Annotated in this window: 19 protein-coding genes and 2 tRNA genes; 6 read left to right on the plus strand and 15 right to left on the minus strand. The window is 35.1% G+C overall.

Annotated elements, in window-relative coordinates; translation table 11 throughout:
* The first annotated feature begins 141 nt into the window (after positions 1-141).
* The 4 genes from ABJD27_RS20365 (at position 142) to ABJD27_RS20380 (ending at position 4,644) form a co-directional block, all read left to right on the plus strand.
* A tRNA-Tyr gene (locus ABJD27_RS20365) sits at positions 142-212 on the plus strand.
* 30 nt (positions 213-242) lie between these two features.
* Positions 243-315: transfer RNA gene (locus ABJD27_RS20370), tRNA-Phe, on the plus strand.
* Positions 316-1,125: 810 nt separating this feature from the next.
* On the plus strand, positions 1,126-2,226 hold the full coding sequence (locus ABJD27_RS20375; RefSeq protein WP_348163787.1) for a slipin family protein: 1,101 nt from the start codon (positions 1,126-1,128) through the stop codon (positions 2,224-2,226).
* 228 nt (positions 2,227-2,454) lie between these two features.
* Positions 2,455-4,644: a T9SS type A sorting domain-containing protein gene (locus ABJD27_RS20380; RefSeq protein WP_348163790.1), complete on the plus strand. Its 2,190-nt coding sequence runs from the start codon at positions 2,455-2,457 to the stop codon at positions 4,642-4,644.
* Positions 4,645-4,711: 67 nt separating this feature from the next.
* Here the strand turns inward: ABJD27_RS20380 and ABJD27_RS20385 are convergent, their stop codons facing one another.
* The 10 genes from ABJD27_RS20385 to ABJD27_RS20430 all read right to left on the minus strand — a co-directional run bounded on the left by ABJD27_RS20385 (position 4,712) and on the right by ABJD27_RS20430 (position 15,819).
* Positions 4,712-5,161 (minus strand): phage holin family protein, encoded by a 450-nt coding sequence (locus ABJD27_RS20385; protein WP_348163793.1) that lies wholly within the window; start codon positions 5,159-5,161, stop codon positions 4,712-4,714.
* Between the two features lie 675 nt (positions 5,162-5,836).
* A complete protein-coding gene (locus tag ABJD27_RS20390; protein ID WP_348163796.1) occupies positions 5,837-6,232 on the minus strand; it encodes a hypothetical protein in 396 nt (131 codons plus the stop codon).
* Between the two features lie 133 nt (positions 6,233-6,365).
* Positions 6,366-6,734 carry a hypothetical protein gene (locus tag ABJD27_RS20395; RefSeq protein ID WP_348163799.1) on the minus strand — a complete coding sequence of 123 codons (369 nt, stop codon included), beginning with the start codon at positions 6,732-6,734 and terminating at the stop codon, positions 6,366-6,368.
* A gap of 186 nt (positions 6,735-6,920) precedes the next feature.
* Entirely contained in the window at positions 6,921-7,226 is a 306-nt protein-coding gene (locus tag ABJD27_RS20400; protein ID WP_348163801.1) for a hypothetical protein, read from the minus strand.
* Positions 7,227-7,542: 316 nt separating this feature from the next.
* On the minus strand, positions 7,543-8,004 hold the full coding sequence (locus ABJD27_RS20405) for a hypothetical protein (protein ID WP_348163803.1): 462 nt from the start codon (positions 8,002-8,004) through the stop codon (positions 7,543-7,545).
* Between the two features lie 125 nt (positions 8,005-8,129).
* A complete protein-coding gene (locus ABJD27_RS20410) occupies positions 8,130-8,600 on the minus strand; it encodes an SUKH-3 domain-containing protein (RefSeq protein ID WP_348163806.1) in 471 nt (156 codons plus the stop codon).
* 5 nt (positions 8,601-8,605) lie between these two features.
* Positions 8,606-9,127 carry an SUKH-3 domain-containing protein gene (locus ABJD27_RS20415; protein ID WP_348163809.1) on the minus strand — a complete coding sequence of 174 codons (522 nt, stop codon included), beginning with the start codon at positions 9,125-9,127 and terminating at the stop codon, positions 8,606-8,608.
* 277 nt (positions 9,128-9,404) lie between these two features.
* Positions 9,405-9,830 carry a hypothetical protein gene (locus ABJD27_RS20420; RefSeq protein ID WP_348163812.1) on the minus strand — a complete coding sequence of 142 codons (426 nt, stop codon included), beginning with the start codon at positions 9,828-9,830 and terminating at the stop codon, positions 9,405-9,407.
* 1 nt (position 9,831) lies between these two features.
* On the minus strand, positions 9,832-12,165 hold the full coding sequence (locus ABJD27_RS20425) for a hypothetical protein (protein ID WP_348163815.1): 2,334 nt from the start codon (positions 12,163-12,165) through the stop codon (positions 9,832-9,834).
* A 189-nt stretch (positions 12,166-12,354) separates the two neighbouring features.
* Positions 12,355-15,819, minus strand: coding sequence for a hypothetical protein (locus tag ABJD27_RS20430; protein ID WP_348163818.1), 3,465 nt, complete (start codon positions 15,817-15,819; stop codon positions 12,355-12,357).
* Positions 15,820-16,651: 832 nt separating this feature from the next.
* Between ABJD27_RS20430 and ABJD27_RS20435 the strand changes: the two genes are divergently transcribed.
* The gene (locus tag ABJD27_RS20435) at positions 16,652-17,461 is read left to right on the plus strand and encodes a S24 family peptidase (RefSeq protein ID WP_348163821.1); all 810 of its coding nucleotides are present in this window, start codon (positions 16,652-16,654) and stop codon (positions 17,459-17,461) included.
* A gap of 94 nt (positions 17,462-17,555) precedes the next feature.
* Here ABJD27_RS20435 and bioB read toward each other — a convergent pair whose 3' ends face one another.
* The 5 genes from bioB to ABJD27_RS20460 form a co-directional block, all read right to left on the minus strand.
* The gene (bioB, locus tag ABJD27_RS20440; RefSeq protein ID WP_348163824.1) at positions 17,556-18,647 is read right to left on the minus strand and encodes a biotin synthase BioB; all 1,092 of its coding nucleotides are present in this window, start codon (positions 18,645-18,647) and stop codon (positions 17,556-17,558) included.
* A 15-nt stretch (positions 18,648-18,662) separates the two neighbouring features.
* Complete coding sequence (locus tag ABJD27_RS20445; protein ID WP_348163827.1) at positions 18,663-19,628, minus strand: alpha/beta hydrolase; 966 nt, start codon at positions 19,626-19,628, stop codon at positions 18,663-18,665.
* A 141-nt stretch (positions 19,629-19,769) separates the two neighbouring features.
* A complete protein-coding gene (locus tag ABJD27_RS20450; RefSeq protein WP_348163830.1) occupies positions 19,770-21,200 on the minus strand; it encodes an SPFH domain-containing protein in 1,431 nt (476 codons plus the stop codon).
* Between the two features lie 10 nt (positions 21,201-21,210).
* Positions 21,211-21,786, minus strand: a complete 576-nt coding sequence (locus ABJD27_RS20455; RefSeq protein ID WP_348163833.1) for a hypothetical protein — start codon at positions 21,784-21,786, stop codon at positions 21,211-21,213.
* Between the two features lie 69 nt (positions 21,787-21,855).
* Complete coding sequence (locus ABJD27_RS20460) at positions 21,856-23,019, minus strand: beta-ketoacyl synthase N-terminal-like domain-containing protein (protein WP_348163836.1); 1,164 nt, start codon at positions 23,017-23,019, stop codon at positions 21,856-21,858.
* A 130-nt stretch (positions 23,020-23,149) separates the two neighbouring features.
* On the opposite strand from ABJD27_RS20460, the gene ABJD27_RS20465 reads away from it, so the two are divergent.
* Positions 23,150-23,572, plus strand: coding sequence for a cytochrome c oxidase assembly factor Coa1 family protein (locus tag ABJD27_RS20465; protein ID WP_348163839.1), 423 nt, complete (start codon positions 23,150-23,152; stop codon positions 23,570-23,572).
* The last annotated feature ends 4 nt before the right edge of the window (positions 23,573-23,576 follow it).

The following is a 23,576-nucleotide window of genomic DNA, read 5'->3' on the forward strand; positions in this document are numbered from 1 at the left end:
CAAAGGAGCGCTCTCTGAATAAAGTGGGTTAGAGCAGCACATAACAGCATTGCTATGTGTTGAGTAAACGTGTTAACTAGTATAGGAGTTAGCACATTACGGCGCTCTCAATAATATACTGCCAATGTTATCGGTAGTAGAGTGTCTGTAGTGTAATGGCTAGCACAGCGGGTATATCCTGTAAGTCCGAAGTTCGATTCTCGGGAGGCACGTACATCAATGTCATGTATTGATGTACATATGAAACAGTAGCTTATGTGGTATAAGCGTCAGATTGAAGCTCTGAAGATATATGTTCGACTCATATCTGTTTCACACTATGCAAGTCTTGTTGGGTGTTTCTATATAGCACTATTGTATACAGTATTACAGTTTTTGTATGATGTCTGTATATCCAACTTGACATAGAGGTTTGATTGTTGACCAAATAATAATCACACACTGTAGGTCGTGGGTTCAACTCCCACTCTCGAAAGAGGTAGTTCAGCGGTTAGAACAACAGTAGGACGTAGATGTTATGGGTTCGAGTCCCATCAATTCTAAAAGAGGATTGTAACTCAATAGGCAGAGTACTACAATGGACTGAAAATCCATTTCTAGGGAAGTTTTGGGAAGGACTTCTATAAAAAACCCTCCCACCACCAAGCCGATCATCTTATAAAACTGATCAACAGACTGTTAATCTGTAGTATTTTGAACAATGCAACGTCTATCGGTTAGACTTCTACACAGGAGTACTGACAGGTCTTGTATATGCTTTGAATCATTGCTATTATATAACACAAAACAGTTCCTTTTTTAGGCTATCTGTTTCGGCAAAGAATTGTTTTTATATATGATTCTTTCTCGTTCAAGATCTTTAAAAAACCGATTGCAGGTTGTTATGTAACATCACTTATTCCGCGTGTAAAAGATGATAGGTTTTGTATTGTTTTTTGTAAGAGTGCGCTTTCGCGAAAGCTATTTTAAGACGAATAGAAGTAGCGAAATCAATATAAAAAACAAGATTTCTGTGTATACCGGTCATAGAAGTTTTGCTAGGGTAATATGCCCGAAACCGAAGTTTAATTACATCCAAGTTATGTATTTGGATAAAACAAAAGACCCAATATGGGCATTTACAACATGAAAAAAATACGTATCAATGCCGGTAAAGTCGGCTTAGTATTCAAGAATGGGGATTACAAACGTGTATTAATAGAAGGAGTACACTGGGTAGGCTTTCGCGAAAGCGTAAACATACACAATACCGCCTTATCTTTTTCATCAAACACCGTAAGCTTAGAAGTATTTCTAAGAGATGAAGCACTTGCCAGATTATGGGATGTGATTGATGTATCAGATACCGAGATTGTGATTGTTTATAAAAACGGAAAATACAACCAAACCCTTACTTCAGGACGTTATGTCTTCTGGAAAGGTCTTGTAGAATACAACTTTACACGTGCCGATCTGAGCAAGATTTATATTACTGAAAACATAGACAAAACAGCATTTTCGCAATATGATTTGAATAAACATATTCGTGTTTTTGAAGTGGCAGCTTATGAAAAAGCGGTGATGCTTGTAAATGATCTGTATGTAAAAACTCTAACAGGAGGCACATACCGTTTCTGGCGTAATGACACAACAATAAAAATTGCAAAAGCAGATATGCGTCAATTGCAATTAGAAATCGCTGGGCAAGAATTATTGACCAAGGATAAAGCTACTGTTCGTTTGAACTTTTATGCACAATACAAGGTCTCCAATATTGAAAAAGCATTGCTGGAAACAAAAGATTTTGAAAAGCAATTATATATCGCTTTGCAACTTGCTTTACGTGCATATGTAGGTACATATACACTAGATGAATTATTAGAGAGCAAAGAAGCGCTTGCACAAACGGTTTTTGAAAACAGTAAAAAGGCAACTCAAAATCTAGGAGTTACTGTTTCTAGTTGTGGTGTACGTGATGTGATTCTTACGGGGGAAATGAAAGAAATCATGAACCGTGTATTGGTCGCACAAAAAACAGCGCAAGCAAATGTGATTACGCGTCGTGAAGAAACGGCAAGTACGCGTAGTTTACTTAATACGGCAAAGCTTATGGAAGATAATGAGATGCTTTACAAACTCAAAGAGATGGAGTATGTAGAAAAAATCGCTGATAAAGTAGGCGAGATTACTCTCTCTGGAAATAGTGGGATGGTAAAGCAACTTAAGGAACTATTTACAACAAAGTAAATACCCTATACACATAGACGTCAAGAGAAACCTCTTGGCGTTTTTTTGTTTTATATAGTACTCAATATCTACATATTACCATTAAATACGAGTTCGTTGTTAAAAAAAATAATTTTTTTATTGGTTACAAATCAATTCATTAGCTATAATTCATACATTTACAATAACTATCAAAAGTGAAGTATTGACTATTTTATAGCATTTCTTTATTTTAAAAAACCAACATCTATGCGTATACTATTACTTTTCTTATTTATTTGTCTAAGTACTTTACAAATAAATGCACAACAATCTATAGCTCGAGAATGGAATGAAGAACTCTTAGAAGCTGTTCGTAATGACTTTGCTCGTCCCACAGTACATGCTCGTAATCTTTTTCATACGTCGGTGGTTATGTATGATGCTTGGTCTATTTTTGATGACACATCAGTTCCTTTATTTTTAGGAAAATCTTTTGGAGGTTTCCAAGTTCCTTTTGACGGAATTACCATTCCTGATGATCAAAACGATCTCGAAGAGGCAAGAGATGAAGTTATAAGTTATGCTGTTTATAGATTATTAACGCATCGTTTTGCAGAATCTCCCGGCATGGATGAAACCATCCCTGCTTTAGAAACAAAATTTTCAGACTTAGGGTATGATGACGCTTTTACGAGTATCGATTATTCATCAGATTCTTATGCCGCATTAGGGAATTATATAGCAGCACAAATGATTGCTTTTGGTTTACAAGATGGATCTAATGAAGCCAATGAGTATGCAAATACATTCTATGTTCCTTCTAATACACCTATGATTTTAGAAGTGTATGAAGAGACTAATGATATCAATCCAGACAGATGGCAACCTTTGGCATTTGAATTTTTTATAGATCAAGGGGGAAATCCTATTCCAGAAAATGTACCTGCTTTTTTAAGTCCAGAATGGGGACAAGTAACTCCATTTGCATTAAGTGAGGATGATCTAGAGATTTACCCGATAAATGGTTTTGATTACTATGTATATAATGATCCAGGAGACCCATCGTATATTCAGAATTCTGATGGAGATGCCTTAGACGATCCCTATAAATGGGGATTTTCATTAGTTACTTCTTGGTCACAACATCTAGACCCATCAGACGGAGTGATGATTGACATCTCGCCAGCGAGTATTGGAAATATCCAGAGTTACCCAACAACATTTGAAGAGTATAAAGACTTTTATGATTTTGAAAACGGAGGAGATGCGAGTATCGGTCATGATGTAAATCCAGTGACGGGACAGCCCTACCCTACTCAGATGGTTCCTAGAGCAGATTATGCACGTGTACTTGCAGAGTTTTGGGCAGATGGCCCAGATTCTGAGACACCACCAGGACACTGGTTTACGATTCTTAATTATGTAAATGACAACCCACTTACTGTAAAAAAATTAGGCGGAGAAGGTGAGACATTAAGTGATCTTGAATGGGATATAAAACTATATTTCTTACTCGGTGCTGCCATGCATGATAGTGCGGTAAACACATGGGGATTAAAAGGATATTATGATTATGTACGCCCTATCTCTGCATTGCGATATATGGCAGGAAAAGGGCAAAGTAGTGATAACACATTAGGCAGTTATGACCCGCACGGGCTTCCGCTTATAGATGGGCTTATTGAGGTGATTGAAGCAGGAGATCCGCTCGCAGGTGATGCTGATGAATTTGTTGGAAAAATTAAAGTAAATGCTTGGAAAGGTCCTGATTATATCAATGATCCAGAAACAGATGTTGCTGGTGTAGATTGGATTTATGCAAACAGATGGTGGCCGTACCAACGACCTACCTTTGTAACCCCTCCATTTGCTGGATATATTTCTGGACACTCTACATTTTCTAGTGCAGCTGCAGAAATTCTTACACAAGCTACGGGAGATCCATTCTTTCCTGGTGGGGTTGGTGTTTTTGATATTACTCAAAATGATTTTCTTGTTTTTGAACAAGGACCTTCGGTAGATATGACATTACAATGGGCAACCTATAAAGATGCTTCAGATCAAACGAGTTTATCTAGAATTTGGGGAGGGATACATCCTCCTATAGATGATATACCAGGACGTATTCTTGGGGAGCAAATTGGAGGAGATGTATATGATAGAGGGCTTGCTTATTTTTCTGGAGCTGCCTTAAGCACAGATTCATTTTCTGAAATAACGCCAGTTACCTTATTTCCAAATCCCGTAAATGCAACGCTTAACATCTCTATGGCATATCAAGGAGATATTACATGTACAGTCTATAGTATAGATGGTAAAAAAGTGCTTTTTGAAACCAAAACAGTTGTTGGTAATACCACAAGTTTAGATTTAGAAAGACTCAACACTGGGATTTACTTTTTATCTATTGTAGATAACCAGAACACATCACAAACCTTAAAAATAATCAAGCAGTAAAGTACATCCTGCTTTTAAAATACACCCTTTATTCTGCTTATGCTAGAGCAGAATAAAGGGTTTTACATTAGGTTTTCTTCTTCCCTTTTTCCTTCTTTTTCTTTTTTGTAGTGTCTTCAGAAAGAGTTTCTAGTGTATCTTTTAAAAAAGAATTCCTTAAAAGATTAGTGAGTGCTCTAAAAGGGTTTACACCGTAAATCTTATTAAAGTTTTCCAGTATCGATTTAATCTCTGCAATAGCTATAAAGCCTGCAATAATTTTTAAAAAGGGGATTTCATCTAGAATGTGTATTTCTAGAAAGTAGGCAGCTAGAATCACTAGATTATAAATAAAGAATTTAGATACGGTTTGCATGATACGGTAGGTACGTATCGGAATTCCATTTTTACAGGCCGCGTATACTCCGGTAATAAAGTCGACGATGATTAAGAATACCATGGTCACCATCATTCCTTGTAAAGGGGCAAGAATGGCTGTAGCCCAAAAAATGAATTTTGTCCATTTATCTATTTCCATAAGCGTTTGATTTTTTAAAGTTCAACATATGTTTTGGGGCATTCCTAGCGCATATATATCTTCTTGATACCACGTACATATGCGAGTTATACAGGTTCTTTTTATGTAGGTTTTATACCCAGACGATGATTCAGAAAATCTATTACGTTTTGAAACTACTGCAAGCCCTAACGCTTTGCTTTGCCTTTTTATTTAACCATAGCGATACTATGCTTAAATCAAGAAAACAATAGGGTTTATTCTAGTTTCAATCCTCATTACGAAGTTCTGAGTCATCATCTGAGTGAAAGACACCTATATAGCCTTTTGCTATCGTATGAAATACCAAATCAACCATAGAATTACACTAATAATCAGCTTATTTTTCTACTATTTTTACGTTGTAAAATTTAAAAATAGTAGAACCTATTCTGAAATTTTACGCCTCAAACTAGCGAAAACTAATTCAAATTATTTTAGCATAATTCTATAGTCGATTTGGTATGTTAGTCGGAAAATCTTTTACAAATATACACATATTACAAATAATATACAAACATATGTGTGTTTTATTAATGAAGTCATTGTAATTTGTTTGATTTTTTATGTAGGTATATAAGAGTTCGCTTTCGCGAAAGCAAAAAAAAGACCGTCATTGCTAACGATCTTTTTTATCATCATATATAAAATGACTTATTACTCATCTGTAAAACCATACTCCTCTATAGCTTCCATACCTGTTTCTCTCGCTACAGAATTATAGAATTCTTTTGGATACACCCATCCTTCTTCTAATAATTCTCCTTCTTCAGTATACTCTCTATATACAACAGATGTAGCGCCATACATTAAGGTTTCTATTTCTATTTTACCATTTTCATAATACAACACTTCCCAACCCATAGTCTGTCCATCTACATATTCCTGTTCTGATTGTATATTCCCATTATCATGATAATCTATAACCACAAAACCTGCAAATGGTTTTCCTTCATACCAATACTCTTCAGCTATATATTTACCAGTACCTATATAGGTCAAATCATCCTCTGCAACTCGTATAAGTTCTGGTCTTTTAAATTCGTTATTCATCTTTTTATATTTCACAAACTCAAAAATACGCTTTCGCGAAAAAACAAAAAGCTATGATATTAGGTCATAGCTTTTCTTTATTGTTTTGATTCTCTTACCACCGGGATTAAAGCTTAATAAGAATTAATCTTTATTAATCCAAATTATATGTTTTCACATAATGTTCGTAACGTTCTGATGATACCAAAGGCCTACTTGGATTAGTAATATTACCTTCATCATCATACTTAATACAATCAATAGGGGTAGCTCCTACCATTAACGTTTCAGAATTCAATTGTCCATTTTCATAATAGAGGTTATCCCATCCTACATGTTCTCCTTCTTTATACTCTTCTTCAAACATAACAAATCCATTAGGGTGATAATCCATTACCATATACCCAGAAAAAGGTTTACCATTATATTCATAAAAATCATACCCTCCGTGGGATTGTTGTATATTCTCAAGGTCATCTTCTGCAACCCTCATTTTATTTGATTGTTTTAATATCTGTTCCATTATTTCTTTTAATTTTAATTTAAGCTTATCATTTTTATATCATTCAAAATACAAAAAGCTATGACGTATGATCATAGCTTTTATACATTGTTATTGTACTGACCACTCTTATCGTCACCAGTTACAAACTGGCGGGAGCGGGGGAGTCAGGGGTATTTTTATTTTTGAAATTTATATTCGATTATTTTACAGTTCTCTAGATGGTCGGTTATCTGAAAGCAATCCATATTCACTTTTTTCCATAAAATTTTTAAAATCCATAAGAAATTGATAAATCTCTGAATTAGAATAATCTAATTTACGTGAAGTAGGAGCATTATCCATAATACCATTATAATCATATTCAGTTTTTGACTCAGCCCACTCTAAAACTTTATATATTAATTTTCTTGAATCTAAATCATACCCGTCTTTTAGAGTCTCACTAAGAACTTCATCGTACGTTATATCTTCTAAAGACTCCGTATTGTACAATAACCAAATAGGTATCATTAATAAATTGTTATTTTCCATATCATTGATCTTTTATTATTCCCCCCCCCCGCTAGCGCTCGTCTGTGACGAGTGTTTTTACAATTATTTTATAGAATCAATCTCAAATACACTATCAGAATCTTCAGTATTATTTCTAACGTTAATGTTTTGGAATATATATCCTATTCATTAGTATTTAAAAATACAAAAAGCCATACAAAAACATGTATGGCTTTTTATTCTAATATAACAACCCTCACCCAATATGGCACTCGTCACAGACGAGCGCTAGCGGGGAGAAATATTCTTAGATAGAATTATCTTTCTTTTAGTTTTACAGAAAAGAATAATCTATATTCATAGAATAATTTGGTTCATACCACTCATCATTTAACATTAAAATAAGAGCTTCTACTATTTTAATAACTTCTGATGTTTTTATGGGCTTAGGCCATTTAGAAGCCATTTCCTTTTTCTTCACTTCATATTTATTTAATTCTTCTACTAAAATATATTCCCCCTTGTCTAATAATAGGTTTTTTGCATTATTCAAAACTAAATCTATTTCGTTTAATTGTTCTTCATTTTTTAAAAAACTATACCATGTTAGTGTCAGCATTCCTCTAGCCAAACCATTAATGTTAAACTCAATATCTTCTATTAATTCTTCTCTTATACTCAAATCGTCTTCTATACTATTTAAAGCTTGAAGTACATATTCATATGTTAATTCCATATATATTTCTGCTACCCAGAAGCCTATATCCTCTCTATAATCTATAAATGTTTTTGCCATAAATTTTCACTTGTTAATTCTAAAATACAAAAAGCTATGACGTATCATCATAGCTTTTTGCACATTGTTGTTTTCTGATCACTCTTACCGCCACCAGTTACAAACTGGCGGGAGCGGGGAGCACTCTAATATTCTTGAACCCATATCTTTTTTTCTGGATGCCACTCAAAAGTATTAGAATAATCTTCCATAATTACTTTTTCAATACCTTCCTTAAAATCATTGGAAACTAAGCACGGATAATCACCTGACATATATATATTACCCTCTAAATCACATTCTAAAGTTGTAACGTCTAAATGATAATCTGCGATAGGAAATGTTATCATATTTCCATAATACCTAGGATTATCAAGGTAATTATTTATTTTATAAATACCCGTGTTTATAGCTTTTAGGTTTAAATGTGCAGTTACATCTTCTTCAGAATATTTATACGTTTCGACTTCTAGGTTGCCATATTCGTATAAAAACTCTTTTAGAAATTCAGGAAACTCATTAAATCTAGGAATACTATCGAAAACAGATTTTACATTTCTATCTTCATGCCAACCAGCTTTTTCAAAAAGCTCTTGTACTTCTTGTCTAAATTTCATTACTCTTATTTATATTTAAATACATAAGAAGCAAAATCCACTTCTTTTCCTTTTATATCAAACCATTTTCCATTAGTAGTATCTGGTTGATCTGTGCTTAATTGAGATCCAAAATCAATTCTTATTATTGCCTCTACTCCTTGATAAATATTACTACTAATACAATAACAATATTCACCTAAAAAATAAACAGCACCATTTTCATCTACTGCAATGTCAAAGTTTTCAGGAGAGTATAATCCTATAACATATAACTCTCTATCTAAGTCTGATGCCCAATCTTTAGCTACAGAATCTGCATTCATACCATCCGAATCTAAAGGGTTTAATGATATTTTATTAATAACGTTTTGTTTATATTTTTCATCTATTAACTCTGTTATTAATAAACCTCCATATTCTCTTATGAATTCTCTTATAGATTCAGGATAATTGTGTTGTTCCATAAAGGCATCAAACTGTTCCTTTTTTCTACCTTTTTCCCATCCCATTTCTTTTAAATGGTTTTGTAATTCTTCTGTAAACATCTTTGTTGTTTTTTTAATTCTGTTAAATCTTGTATAATTTCAAAATGTCTTAACATAGGATTACAACTTTTGCATGCCTCTTTAGATCCCCCGCTAGCGCTCGTCTGTGACGAGTGAAGTATTGAGTACTCATCCATTTAACATCACAAAAAAAATCTTCTATATATCTTAAAATACAAAAAGCCACACATCTCTATGTATGGCTTTTTATTCTAATATGACAACCCTCACTCAGTATGGCACTTGTCACAGACGAGCGCTAGCGGGGAGTAAATAGTTAATCTTTGATTTTATCTTGTGTTATATAAACACTATCTACTTTAAGTTCTGTAATATCTGTAATGTATTGTTTAATCTCTTGTACCTGTTCTTCTGACAACTCTTCTTTATAATAAAGAAATTCTCCTTTAATTTCAAAAACCTGCCTAAAAGGAGCACAATTTTCTACAAATAGAACCATCTTCTTCATAAAGGTTTTTTTAGGATCTATTCCTTCTGTTGTCAATGGTAATTTTTTAGGATCTTCTTTTAAAACAGATTGAATCTTAAGGTTATTCCAATTTAGTATACCAAATATTAATGTTACTAAATTAGAGTACCCTTTTAAAACCTTTTCTGCTTGTTGTAAATGATGTACTGTTATGTCTTTTTGATCAGCATACGCATTCATTTCATCTAATAATTCTTTAATAATTGGCTCCATCTCAATATCTATCTTTTATAAATTCAATTAATTCTTTTATAGTTTTATATTCTGGTTCTAATCCTGCTGCTAATTCAAACTCACGTTCAAATATCCTTGCTCTAAATTCAAATACTTGATCTGCATTAAGGCTTTTAATAAACTTAGACATTTTCTCGCCCTCATGAATAATTTCCCCTGTCTCGTCAACTAATTTAGTTATATTATCTCTTAATTTTATTTTATTATCCAATATATGTGTTCCTTCATGAACTATCTCTTTTAAAAAAGTTTCTACAGAACTTGACTCTCTAATATAAAGGGTTTTCTGAAAAGCAAAAGCAGACACACTGGTAACATCAACTTTCCCACCCAATACTTCAACATAATAGGATTGAAAAATTGGCGACTCGAACACTCTTTTTATAATATCATTATTTTGTAAACCATCTGCCACTTTAGAACTTTGATTTGTAACACCTCGTAAAACAGTTATAATTTCTGATGTAAAAATAAGTCTTAATGAATCTTTTGAACGTTTAAACTTTCTAATAAAAGAATTCATCTTAACATTTACTCCTATAATGTCATTTAAATGATCAATCACTTGATCTAATTCTTCTACTTCTTTAGCGTTTTTTGCTTTTCCTGCTGCAGCTTCTACCACTCCTACAGTTTCTCTTGCTTTCTTTTTTAATAAACGATTAATTACAACATCACCACTTAAACTTAAAAGGTCTAGTATAAACAAATACTCATGCATATGCTGGCATAGTGATTTATCTTCTCCTGCTTTTGCCGGGGCGCAGCCATCTGTTAAATTTAACATAGCACTTAAAGTACCAGAAGTAATTTCAATTGCAGAGATACCAATTTTAATAATAGCAAGCTTACTAATTGCTTTCCCTCCTTTTACAGCAAGGTTTAATAAACGTCTAAACTTTAAAATATTTCCTACCCCTGTTGCAATAGTCAAAATATCAACAGCAAGCCAAACACCTTTTTCAAAATTTTCCCAAGCACCTTTATCATCAAAAGCTTTGAGATAAAAAGCAGGAATAAGGGTATTTTCTATTACAAACCCTTTCTTTCCTTCTTCTGGAATCTCAGACATACGTAACGGCTGGAAAGGGTGGTAACTTGTACTCGTTACATGAAAACCTCCTACACCATCTTTTATAGACCCCCCTACACGTTGCTTTCTTGTTGCTTTTACAGCTAGAAGATTATTTATATCTTCTTCTAATCGTTCAAACTCAAAATTGTACTCATTATTATTAAACCCTAATACCCGTGTGTTTGTATACGCAATACTCTCAGGTCCTGTAGTATCATCATTAGCATGTCTACTTTGTTTTGCCCAACTACTACGCAGCCATAGTTTGTACAAAAACTGCATGAGTTTGGTAAAGTTATTTTCTCCAAAACCAGTATCATTCATTTTTTCATACATACGCTCAAACAGCGTAATGCCTTTTACTTTCCTTCTAATTAACATATTGAGTAAAACGTCCGTTTCCTTCGTTAGAAAATCATCAGGTTCTCCTTCTAATAAATAAAGTATAAAAAGCCCTTCTAGAATACGCATCACTACCCGCTCTTCATCAACTCCTATCTGGTCTACAAGTCCTTCAAGAATCAATGTAAGGTCAGTAATTAATTGTTTCTTTCCTCTTTCTTGTATGATAAAATTAGGGGCTGCTGCGTAGAGCCAATCCAGTTGATTCCTATCATTTCCTGCCTTTTGAAATGCATCTGCAAACGTGCTTTTTATTTTTTCAGAGAGGTCAATGCTTACTCCATTAGTAATAATTCCTGTTGCCTCAAGATCAACCCCTACTTCTCTTAAAATAGTTTCAAAATGTTCATAATGAAATGTAGTAAACACAACAGCATAATTACGTAATGGAATCTTTTTTCTCCCATCTTTATTATAGGCAAATGCAATTATTAAACGTATTGTTTCTGATTTAAAGTCCGCTACGATTGCAATATCTGGCACTGTATTTATGGTATCAATACATTTATTAAGAGTTCTTTTAGGACGCAGGCTTACATCTTCTCCTGTTTCAGTTTGTGTTTCATAAGGAATTGTATAAGCCACCACCCTATCTGGAGAAGACACTCCAACCCCAATAGATGTAAATGTACTTCCGCCTTTTACTACTCTAGTTTCAATAAAGTTTTTATAATCAAATGGCTCTGTAATTCCATTTTTTGCAACACCTTGTTTTAAGAATGTAAATAGCTTTTTAAAGTTTATCGCTCCTGTATAATGACCACTTCTTTTCACATCTCCCTCAAACTCAATTGGCGGACTAAATCCTAATCTTTCTGCAAATTTAAATCTGCTCATTGTTTTTATTTTTTTTTAATTATACATAGCACTCGTGATACGAGTACGTATTATATCTTTATCCTCACCCACACACGATCTGTAGTGCGTGGGCGGCTATTTACTTTCGCGCCTTCCATTCGGCAGGCAAGTAAGCGTTACCACTAAAGCTTACATGAAAAGGATAAAGTCTTTTTTAAAAACGAGTTCTTAAAAAGTAGCTGGCGGTATAATCTCACCCCCTTCTGTTGCTTGCTGTGCTTGTCCTATGAGCTTTGCATCACTACGCGTAATGGTACTATCCTCTTCTTTGTCTTCACAAAAACAAGGAAGTCCGCCTTCTATTAGGGATGCAGATTCTGCTTGTAAAATAGTAAGAGAGGTAGGTACACGGGTTTCCCATTCTCTTTCTACTTCCCCATCTACGGTTTGCATCTCTTCTGAGATAGAAACATATAGATCACTATCCTCTGCAATGACAAGACCTTGTCCTTCCCATAATTCTCCTGTCTCCATATACCAGTTTACCGCGTCTTCAAATCCTGGACGTACTGGAACTACCGCACGTGCCATTCCTGACTGTAAAAAGGCCTGGAAAATAGGATCTGCAGCTTCTGTTTCCTGGAATAAGGATTTCCAATTCTCCTCCTCTGCATAAAAATAAGGGTAGAATAAATACGCCATAATCTCCCAGTCAAAGGCTTGTTCAAAGAACTTCACCGTGTTTACATGAGTATTAAAAGTGCTGTTTTTTGTTACTGTAGAAACTCCTGTAAGGTCATTTTTAGAACCATAATTATTCTGAGCCGTGGTTTGACCTAACTGTTCTGCTAATAACTCAATAGCGATACGCTTGATCTCCTTTTTCTCAATGCTACGGTTAAACAATGGATTAAACGACACCTTTTTTGGATCTACTTCTACTGGTGTTATAATAGCTGCTAATGCATCCCTATACGCTTGAAGTTGTTCTTCATAAGCATCCATAATCGCATTAAATGTCTCTAATTGCCATTGTTGCAGTGCTTGTGTAGTAGGCACACAGTTTACCGATGCTGAGATATCTCCACTTACATGATTTCCTAAGGTATAGGATACAGGAATTTCTCCCTCATAAGGATTTACAGATCCTGTAAGTGTTAATGTTCTATTATGAAACCCTGCTGTATATTTTACCGTTTTATTCCCTATCGTAAGAGATAAAATATTTCCTTGACTATCATTATCACTGGAAGCATTAAACACACCGTAAACAGAAACTGCCTTATACCCTTCTGGAATATTTATTTTACCATTCCCAGAATTTGATTCTGTATGGTCTAATACAGCACCTCCTGTAATATTAATATTAAAAGATTCTCCTACTGAAATATTTGAATTAGGGACTGCATTAACTTCTGCATTGTATGGTGCTGCCCATCCTCTATAATTCCCTGCGCTAATGACAGTTGCTGCAGTCATTCCATGATCTCTAGGGTGTTGTGGCTCTTCTGGTAAAACAGCCGTATCTGTGTTTACATCCCCAGAATTTAATCTATCAAAAATTGCTTCTTTAAAGAATTTTGAAGGTTCAGGAATCGCAAATTCATACATCAATCGTTTTCCGTAATTAATTAACTGATTGTTATAAATCTTATCTACCCAACGATATATACCTGTCACATGTTCGCCACCTTGAGTATTATCAAATCCGTGCTTGTTGTTTTCTTCATATTCCTTAAGGATACGAGATGTACGCTTACGTGTTACTTTCTCAACCACTCGCTCTAAAGCTCTTTCTGTCACTTCTTCTGCATAGGTTTGTGCTTCAGAATTTGAGTTTGAACTAGAACTAGACGACGATGTATTAAAGAAAGCACTTGCACTATAATTACCTCCTGGATAACTACCATTTACGCCTGCATTTGCACCAGCATCTTGTGCACTATCTTCATTAATGATAGAAGATGTTTCACTTTGAAGTTCAAAACGTTCTGTTGTCGAGGTATCTTTTAAGTTTTCTACTTCTCGTTCTGTGGTTTCTTCTGTCGTGGTCTCAACACTTGTTAAGCTACGTGTCGCTCGCTCTTTATATTCTCTTGCAAGAATATTCTCAATATGAGAGACTTCTCCTGCTACATAGCAACACACTTCTTGTTCTACACGTCTAAAATCTGCAATCCCAAGTTTTGTAACTCCGTATACTTGCTTATCTGACGTATCTACAGTCCCATTTCCTGTTGCCTCTTCAAAATCTCCTAGATTTAAACGTGTACCTACTACTTCTTGTTCAAAATTTAGTACTCGACTATCGTCTAGTGTAATTTCTCCTGTAAGCGTATATGTAGCTGATGGGAAAACAACAAGATTAGGAAACAATTTTAACAAGGTTCCAGATGATGTCTCTGTAACAGTAAAATCTGTTCCGTCTAATGAAGTTCCATTACTAAACTCAGCTTCATAGGATGTCGATACAATTTGCGCCCCATTGATCTGACGATATATTTGCATATTGATATCTCGCTCTCCAGATGGGTTTATTTCATGTAATGGAGATACATTATAATCGGCTGTAGGAACATTTATTCTATTAGCAAGTCTAACGATAGACCCTCCTATCTTTACTCGCTTTGCTTTTTGAGAATACGTTGTTACCAAAAATCCATTTTCTCTAGCAATAGTCTCTACCAACGTCTGTTTTACTTGCGCAATAGAATTATGTATTAACAGTCCTTCGGCTCTTAGTAAGTCAAAAGCGTTTTTAGAAATCTCTTTTGATAGAATCGTCTCATCTGTCTCCGTTTTTGCTTCAAAAGAGAATTCTGGAATAACTAAGTCTGGATATGTCGTTCTAGATTCTGTTTTTCCTGTTACTGGGTTTACTTCTTCTACAACGACTGCTTTTGCATTTTTAATAAGTGAATCTACATGTGCGTTATATGAATCTAAAGCAGTATCGTAGGCTTCTTGATTTTCTTTCTGGACAACGATTTCTGCGGTATTAAGTTCTTTCATCAGTTCTTCATAAGACGTAATACGCTCTTTTGCTAAAATCACTTTCATCTCATTTTCTACTGCATCTCGAACACGTTTTGAAACATATTTGTTTTTGTTAGCTGTTTTCCCTTCTGTATTAAACATACTTTTAGAGATCACCACACTCGCATGTGCTCTACGTATAAATTCTTTTTCCTGATCTTCTGTAAACACAAGATCATCTGGCATATCTTTAGAAAATTCTACAAAGGCTTTTACAAACTTATTTGTAATCAGCATTTGAATTAGCGCTTCTCTTACATATACTGATGTACGTTCAATGGTTTGATATACTAGATTATCCCAGAGTTTCAACTCTTTTTCGTCAGTCAAAGCAGCAACTCCTGCAATATTATTTTTTATCTCAACATACGTAAGTGCATTCTTGTTACGCATTAGCCAAGAAGAAAAACGATAGAGGTTTACGTTTTGATTGCGAACAGCTCTCTTTGTTAATAGCGGAGGATTACTTGCAACCTCTGCTTGGACTATTGTTTTTTGATCTTCATTACTAGCTCCGTCAAGGTCATCTATAAACTTACTATTGATCGTAGTTGGAAAAAAGACAAAGCCATGGTCTCTACTCTCTTCTGCAATTAATTGCGGATTTCTTAAGGTTACAAATCTGAATAAATTTGCTTTTGAAGGTTTCTTCTTCATGTTCTAAATATTTATTTATTGTTAAAATTTGGACATAGGTGTCCTCTTTGAGATTAGAATCTCATTTTTATAGTGGTGCTTGGAAAAGTGATCAATATTCTTAGGTATAAGAATATCGTAAGGTCAAGTGGCTTTTAAGAAAAAAGCCTTCGGTACATAAACTAGTATGACGTATTAAAATCGTTATGACAGTCTAACATAGTCTTCCTATGTATCGTGTTTTTACACCTACATGTGGGCATAGGAATCCCATGCCAACATGTACAACATGTCATTTTTATACATTCATAAACTTCATAACGAAGTTTTAATACATCACTAGATTTTCTATTTTTCTACAAGATCGTTTCTTAAAAAGCATAGGTATAACATATGTTATAAACACATATAATAGTGGTCTTTTAAAAAAGATTTTAGAAAAAGGTGCAGTCCTTATTAGGGTAGACTGTTACGGTTTAAGTTATTACAACGCGCCTTGCGTGTTGTCCCCAAAATGATCTAAAAAAATATAATTGGATTTTTCAAACTTTAAAAATTAAAAAATTAATATTCATCCTTATTAAAAGGACATTTACTACTCTTTTCTTAAAGTGGTGCATGAAAAGATGATTGATATTCTCAAAATTGTAAGAATATGACGCTACAACTTTTACGTTATTGTTGTAGTCTATTTATTGTAAAATGCCAAATATATTGTACAAATGTTTAATTATTCAGCAATTTTTTGTAAGTTAGCGCTTAACTACAGTACAAATATAAAACATTTTGCAGCTAAAACCAAACATTTGAGTTAATTTTATCACAAAAAGCAAGATAAAAAACATCCTTCCCTATGGAAACTATAAATGATAAGATAAAAAACATTATCAGGCATTTTGGATTCAATAATTTTTCGTTTTCAAAACAAATTGGAGTTACAGGCACCACGATAGACAGTATTATTAACGGAAGGCCACAGCCAGACGGAACTCGAAAGAAAACCAAACCCGGTTATGATGTCTTAAAATCTATCATAGAAACCTTCAAAATTAACCCCGATTATCTCTTTGGACAGAGCGATGTCATGCTTAAAACGGATGTTCCACAGAGTCAAACATATTCTGGAATGCCACAAGTGGTTGCTGTAAATCAAACCGGAGAAGAAAATGTAATATATGTCCCTATAAAAGCAAGAGCAGGATATCTCGATGGGTATGGAGATACAGAATATATAGAAACGCTTCCTTCGTTTCATATGCCACATCTTACCAATGGGACGTATCGTTGTTTTGAGGTACACGGCAATTCTATGGTACGTACTTTTTTTGATGGTGATTTGGTCTTTGGTAAATATGTAGAAGACCTAGGCGATATAAAAGATGGACGTGTGTATATTATTGTGAGTAAAAATGATGGGATCGTATTAAAGCGTACTATTAATAGAATTTCAGAACGCGGAAAACTTATTTTAAAGAGTGATAATACAGACGGAAATTATCCAACTTATACAATGAATGTAGAAGACATTATGGAAGTATGGTATGTGACGATGTATGCATCAAAACAAATGCCTGAACCTGTAGATATTTATCATCGTTTACACGAATTGGAAAGTAAAGTGGTAGATCTAGAAGAAAATTTACAACACAAGCTTTTAAATTAAGTTTCTATGTAACTATTGGCTTCTGACCATTAAAAATAAAAAAGCCCATTTTCTAAGAAAATGGGCTTTTTTATTTTTAATATTTAATCTATTTCTAGCTATTCTTTCCTGCTAGTTTTGCTTCTTCATTACGTTCTATCGTATAATTTGGTCGTGACCATTTTGGTTTTTCACCAAGTGATTCATATTGCGAATCTGCCGCTTCTACCGTTTCTGGTTGTGCCTTTTTTACAAATGGTTTCTGAGGGTTTAATCCTAGTAATTCAAACATTTTCATGTCTTCTCCTACATCTGGATTAGGTGTCGTTAATAGCTTATCTCCTGCAAAAATAGAATTGGCTCCCGCAAAGAAACACATGGCTTGTCCTTCTCTACTCATCTCTGTTCTTCCTGCCGAAAGTCTCACTTGGGTCTGTGGCATGATGATACGCGTAGTCGCGACCATTCGGATCATTTCCCATATAGAAATAGGTTCTATATCTTCCATAGGAGTTCCTGGTACAGCAACAAGTGCATTAATAGGAACAGACTCTGGTTGTGGATCTAGTGTTGCTAGTGCAACAAGCATACTTGCACGATCTTCTACCGCTTCTCCCATTCCTATAATTCCTCCGCTACATACAGTAACATTGGTTTTACGCACATTTGAAATCGTATCCAGACGGTCTTCAAACGCACGTGTAGAAATGACATCTTTATAATAATCTTCTGACGTATCAAGGTTGTGATTATATGCATACAATCCAGCTTCTGCAAGGCGTTGTGCTTGGTTTTCTGTTACCATTCCTAGCGTACAACACACTTCCATATCTAGTTTATTAATCGTACGTACCATTTCTAGCACGTCGTCAAATTCTGGTCCATCTTTTACATTACGCCAAGCAGCTCCCATACAAACTCTAGAACTTCCAGAAGCTTTTGCACGTAAAGCTTGCGCTTTTACGTGTTGCACAGACATTAAGTCATTCCCTTCTATATCGGTATGATATCGTGCTGCTTGCGGACAATACCCACAATCTTCTGGACAGCCTCCTGTCTTAATAGAAAGCAGTGTAGATACTTGTACCGTATTAGGGTCATGATGTAAACGATGTACTGTTGCTGCATCATACAGTAATTCCATCATTGGTTTATTGTAAATAGAAAGTATTTCTTCTTTGGTCCAGTTGTGTCTTATACTACTCACTTGGTCTTTATATTTTTAATTTTTAATCTCAAAAAATTCATTAAATATCTTAAAGAATTTTTCTGGTTCTTCAAGATACGGATTATGTGCACTGTTTTCAAACATTTCAAAACGTGCTTTTGGCATAAATGTTTTATACTGCACTGCAAATTCTGGAGTAGAAACTCCATCATATCTTCCTGCTATAATTAATGTTTGTGCAGGAACATCTTTTAATTTTCTTCTATAATCTTGTTTAATCATACTCCCACTTACATCAAAATCTCCATCGGGTCCTATGATCTGAGCATAGACATCGCCAGCCCATCCTCTATAGTTTCCAGAGGGTGCATTCTGCTTTAAACTCGTGTTATGATAATAAATATATTTTGTAGGAAAATCTCCGTACACTTCTTGCAAAGGTGTATCTGTAGAGAGATATCCTAATGCTCGTAAAGAGTCTACTTTTTTCCAACGTTCTGGAAAATGTGTTTTTGCATAATGATTATAACTATCGCAGTTTGCTTGCCACATTGCACCACTATGAAAACCATTTATAAGTACCATACGCTGTACACGATCTGGATAGGCTATTGCATATCCTTGTGCTGGAACAGTACCGTATGAATGCCCAACTACCGATATTTTTTCTAATCCTAAATGCTTCCGTATTTTCTCTATCATCTCGACATCTGCTTCGACAGAGTATTCAGAAACGTCTTTTGCATCGTCTGATTTTCCTCTTCCTAGCCAATCAAAAAACACCACTTTATGTGTCTTATAATACTGCCCAAAATTACCTTGCATATAATCATGAGAATTCCCAGGACCTCCAGGTAAGAAAAAAATGGCATCGCCTTCTCCCTTTACTTCTAGATGTATATTATACCCATCTATCTCGATAGTTTGCTCTGTAAATTTTCCATAAATATTTGGGTCTACTTGTGCCTGAGTGCATCCAGAAAAAAAGATTACAACAAAAAAATATAGTATGTTTTTCATGGGCTTTGTGGGTGTTGTTGTATACGCTTTCGCGAAAGCGTAAAAAGGCTACACTAGCATTCATTTACATATGGTTCAAAAGTAAAAAAAAATCCGCTGTATCAGCGGATTTTATTCTTAAACTCTATTTGAATCTATAGACTATTCTTCATCTTCTTTTACTTCTTCGGCATCTTCTATAGCATCGGTCGTTTTTGAGATATCTTTTCCTTTTAAATATTCAGGAAGATCCATCCCAGCCATATTGAACATTTCTTGTAATGGTGGCACGGCACCGTACATTCCAGAAATAAAGTTTGAGGTCGATGTTTTTCCATCTTTTCCTCCTCCTCCGTTTTCCCAAACGGTTACTTTATCAATCTTAATATTCTTAATCGCTTCTGCTTGTGTAGCAACTAACTCAGGAAGTTTATCTGCAATTAATAATAATACTGCATCCTTAGAGTTATTACCCGCTGCTTTTACGATCTGATCAAGACCTGCTGCTTGTTTGGTTAATACTTCATAGAGTCCTTGTGCTTCGGCTTGTGCTTTAAAAAGGATCGCATCTGCCTCTCCTTTTGCACGACGTCTTATTCTTTCTGCTTCGGCCTCGGCATCTATTTCTACTTTACGTTTATCAATTTCGGCAGGGACAATGATATCTGCTTCTTGAGAAGAACGTTCTCTCTCTGCACGGGCAAGCTCGGCATCTTTCTCTGCTGCATATGATTCTTCCAATGCTTTTGCACTTTGTACTTTCTCTGATGCGATTGCCACACGTTCTGCTTCTGCTTCACGCTGACGACGTAAGGAATCTGAATTTGCTACAGCGATTTTTGCTTCATTTTCTCCCTCTACGGCTTGTGCATTTGCGGCAGCTACTTGTGAACGTTCATCTTGTACTGCATTTGCTTCTCCAATAGATCCATCACGTGTTTTTTCTGCTACAGATTTACGTGCCGCATTAATAGCATGTGCTGCTGCTTCTTTTCCTAATGCTTCTATATATCCAGATTCATCAACAATATCTGTAATATTTACGTTGATTAATTTAAGTCCTACTTTCTTTAATTCCCCTTCTACACTCTGTGAGATATTTGTCAAGAATTTATCACGATCTGAGTTAATCTCTTCGATATCCATAGAAGCAACTACAAGACGTAACTGCCCAAAAATGATCTCCATTGCAAGTTCTTTTACATCTTCCATACGTAATCCTAACAAACGCTCTGCAGCGTTTTGCATCACACCTGGCTCTGTAGAGATTCCTATTGTAAATCGAGAAGGAACATTCACACGAATATTTTGTTTACTTAAGGCATTGATAAGATTTACCTCAATAGACATGGGAGTTAAGTCAAGAAATTGATAATCTTGAATTACTGGGTAAATAAAGGCTGCTCCTCCATGAATACACTTGGCAGACTTCCCACCTCCTACTTTCCCATACACCACAAGGATGCGATCTGAAGGACATCTTTTATATCGTTTTATAATAAAAATAAGGATGATAAAGACGAATAGAATGGCTGCTCCAATAGCTGCAACTCCTGCTATACCATCTGTTTGTAATAGCAATAACTTTGACATAGGTTTTTAATTATTTAGTTTGTGATACGATTAGAATTCCGTTTGATGTAATTTCTTTTACTGTAATAACTGTATGGGTAGACAGATCTGCATCTTCATCTGTAAGTGCATCGAGTTCTCGTAAAGTTCCTTGTACTGTAATTTGCACTTTCCCCATACGAGATCGATTTGCACCTATAGTAAGGTATACTTCTCCTATTTGTCCTATTGCATTTTTCATTTTGAGTGTTCCGCTACTTGTCATTTTATGCATTTGGTACACTAAAAATGCCATCACAAACATCATCGCTAGACCACAGACTGCAGCAAGAAGCACCACAATTCCTTTTGACATGCCCGCCTCTAGAAATGATATTCCGCTCCATCCAAAAATGGTAAAAAAGGCTACAATATTTTTAAAACTAAAAAATTGAAAACCGATTCCTGTATCCCCTTCAACATCTGCGTCTACATCTCCATCTATACCATCTGTATCACCTCCTATAAGGGTGGTTACCAGAACAAAGACAAAAAACACAGAAGCGATCAAAGCGATACTCCAAAAGACTTGCTCAAAACTAGAGAGCGCACTATACCATTCTTGCATAAGAAACATTTAAAAGATTACTAAAAATTACTTTGAGAAGATAACGACTTTATTTGCGACAGCAAAGCACTATTTTGAGACCAAAACGCTTACTGCATTACCGCCAAAACCAACGGCATTTACGAGAATATTATGGAGCTTTTGGGGTCTTGTTTTCTCTTCCAGATATGGAATGCCTACGTATGTTTGATGTTGTAACATTTGTACAGCAAGTTTGAGACTTAACAGCCCACTAGCACCAAAAGTGTGACCTATCTTCCACTTGTTTGTAGTCAATAAAGGTGTTTTGTTACAAAAAATCGTATTAATCGCTTCGATTTCTGATTGATCTCCCTTTACTGTTCCCGGTGCATGCATCACAATAGCATCAATTTCTGAAGGATCCAGATCTCCTATTGCCATACGCATGGATTTCTGAAAACAAGTCCCATTTGCCGAAAGTGATACGGCATGTGTAAGCCGTTCTGTTGCATATCCTACTCCTGAGATATAGGCCAATGCATGTTCTTTTCTTCCTAATTCTAGACAGGCGACTCCTGATCCTTCTCCAAGGACCATGCTATTTGATCTCTTGCTAAGATCTAACGCCTTACAGAAGTATGGGTTTTCTTTTGAGTGGATTCCCACTTTCGTGGGAACAAGTTTCATCGCTTTCATTTGCGCAATTGTAAAAGGAGTAAGCGCTGCCTCACTACCTCCTACCAAAAACTTGGTTGTCATTCCCGATTGTAACCAAGCAACTCCATTAAGCAATGCATGTAATGCTGTACTACAGGTAATAGAGTGTGATATTTCAGGTCCTGTACTTTGTATATCTTGTGCTACCCAAGAGGCTATATTTCCTAATGTTGTAGATGGAGATGCATGGGTTGATGTTGTTTTTGTTTTCGCGAAAGCGTCATAATACGATTCAAATAATTGAGTAGCTCCTCTTGATGAACCAATATTAATTCCAAAATCACCATCCTTCCATCCTGATTGTATAATAGCTTCCCTCGCTGCTGCAATAGCATATAACACCGAATTATCCAGTTTTTTATAATGTGAATTTTCTGCTCGTAATGTATCTATAATTGCAGATGCTTCTTTTGTTATTCTAGATACAGGTGCTTGTAATGTATCATCCCAAGACATTGCTGTAGAAGATTGCATATACGCATCCCATTGCTCTTTATGAGTAACTCCTAATGGAGATAGTGACGCAAGTCCTGTGATGGCGATGGGTGTTTTCAACAACGGTTATTTTATTGCAAAAATAGCACTTCAAAAAGGCAGGTAAAACTAAAATCTCAAGTTTGTTTACTTAAAATCGTAACATAATGACGTTTTCATCTACCTATTAAAGAATCATACAAAATCATCCATGGAACAAGAGATACAACAAAGTTGGTGGAAACGTAACTGGAAATGGGCATTACCTACTGGTGGGTGCCTTACAATTCTTATTGTTGTTTTTAGTATTATAGGGTTTGGTGCTTATAAAGTATTTAATGAGCTTTCCAATGATACTTCTGCACTTGCTTTTGTAAAAGTGGTGATGGAGGTTCAAAAAAACAAAGAGGTTGCAAACGCCTTAGGAAAGCCTATAGATATACGAGATGGAGATTTTGATCCAGAAATGGCAGATCTTCTGGACTTAGAGATGCAACTTGAAGGTAAAAAGTCGGATGGTATTCTTACCGTAAAAGCAGTTAGAATAGATGACACTTGGGTATATTCTGTCTTTACCGTAACCGTAGAAGATACTGGGGAAGTTATTGATCTTATAAGAACCGTCAATAATTAAACTT

This window comes from Dokdonia sp. (assembly GCF_039945015.1).
Classification (GTDB): Bacteria; Bacteroidota; Bacteroidia; order Flavobacteriales; family Flavobacteriaceae; genus Dokdonia.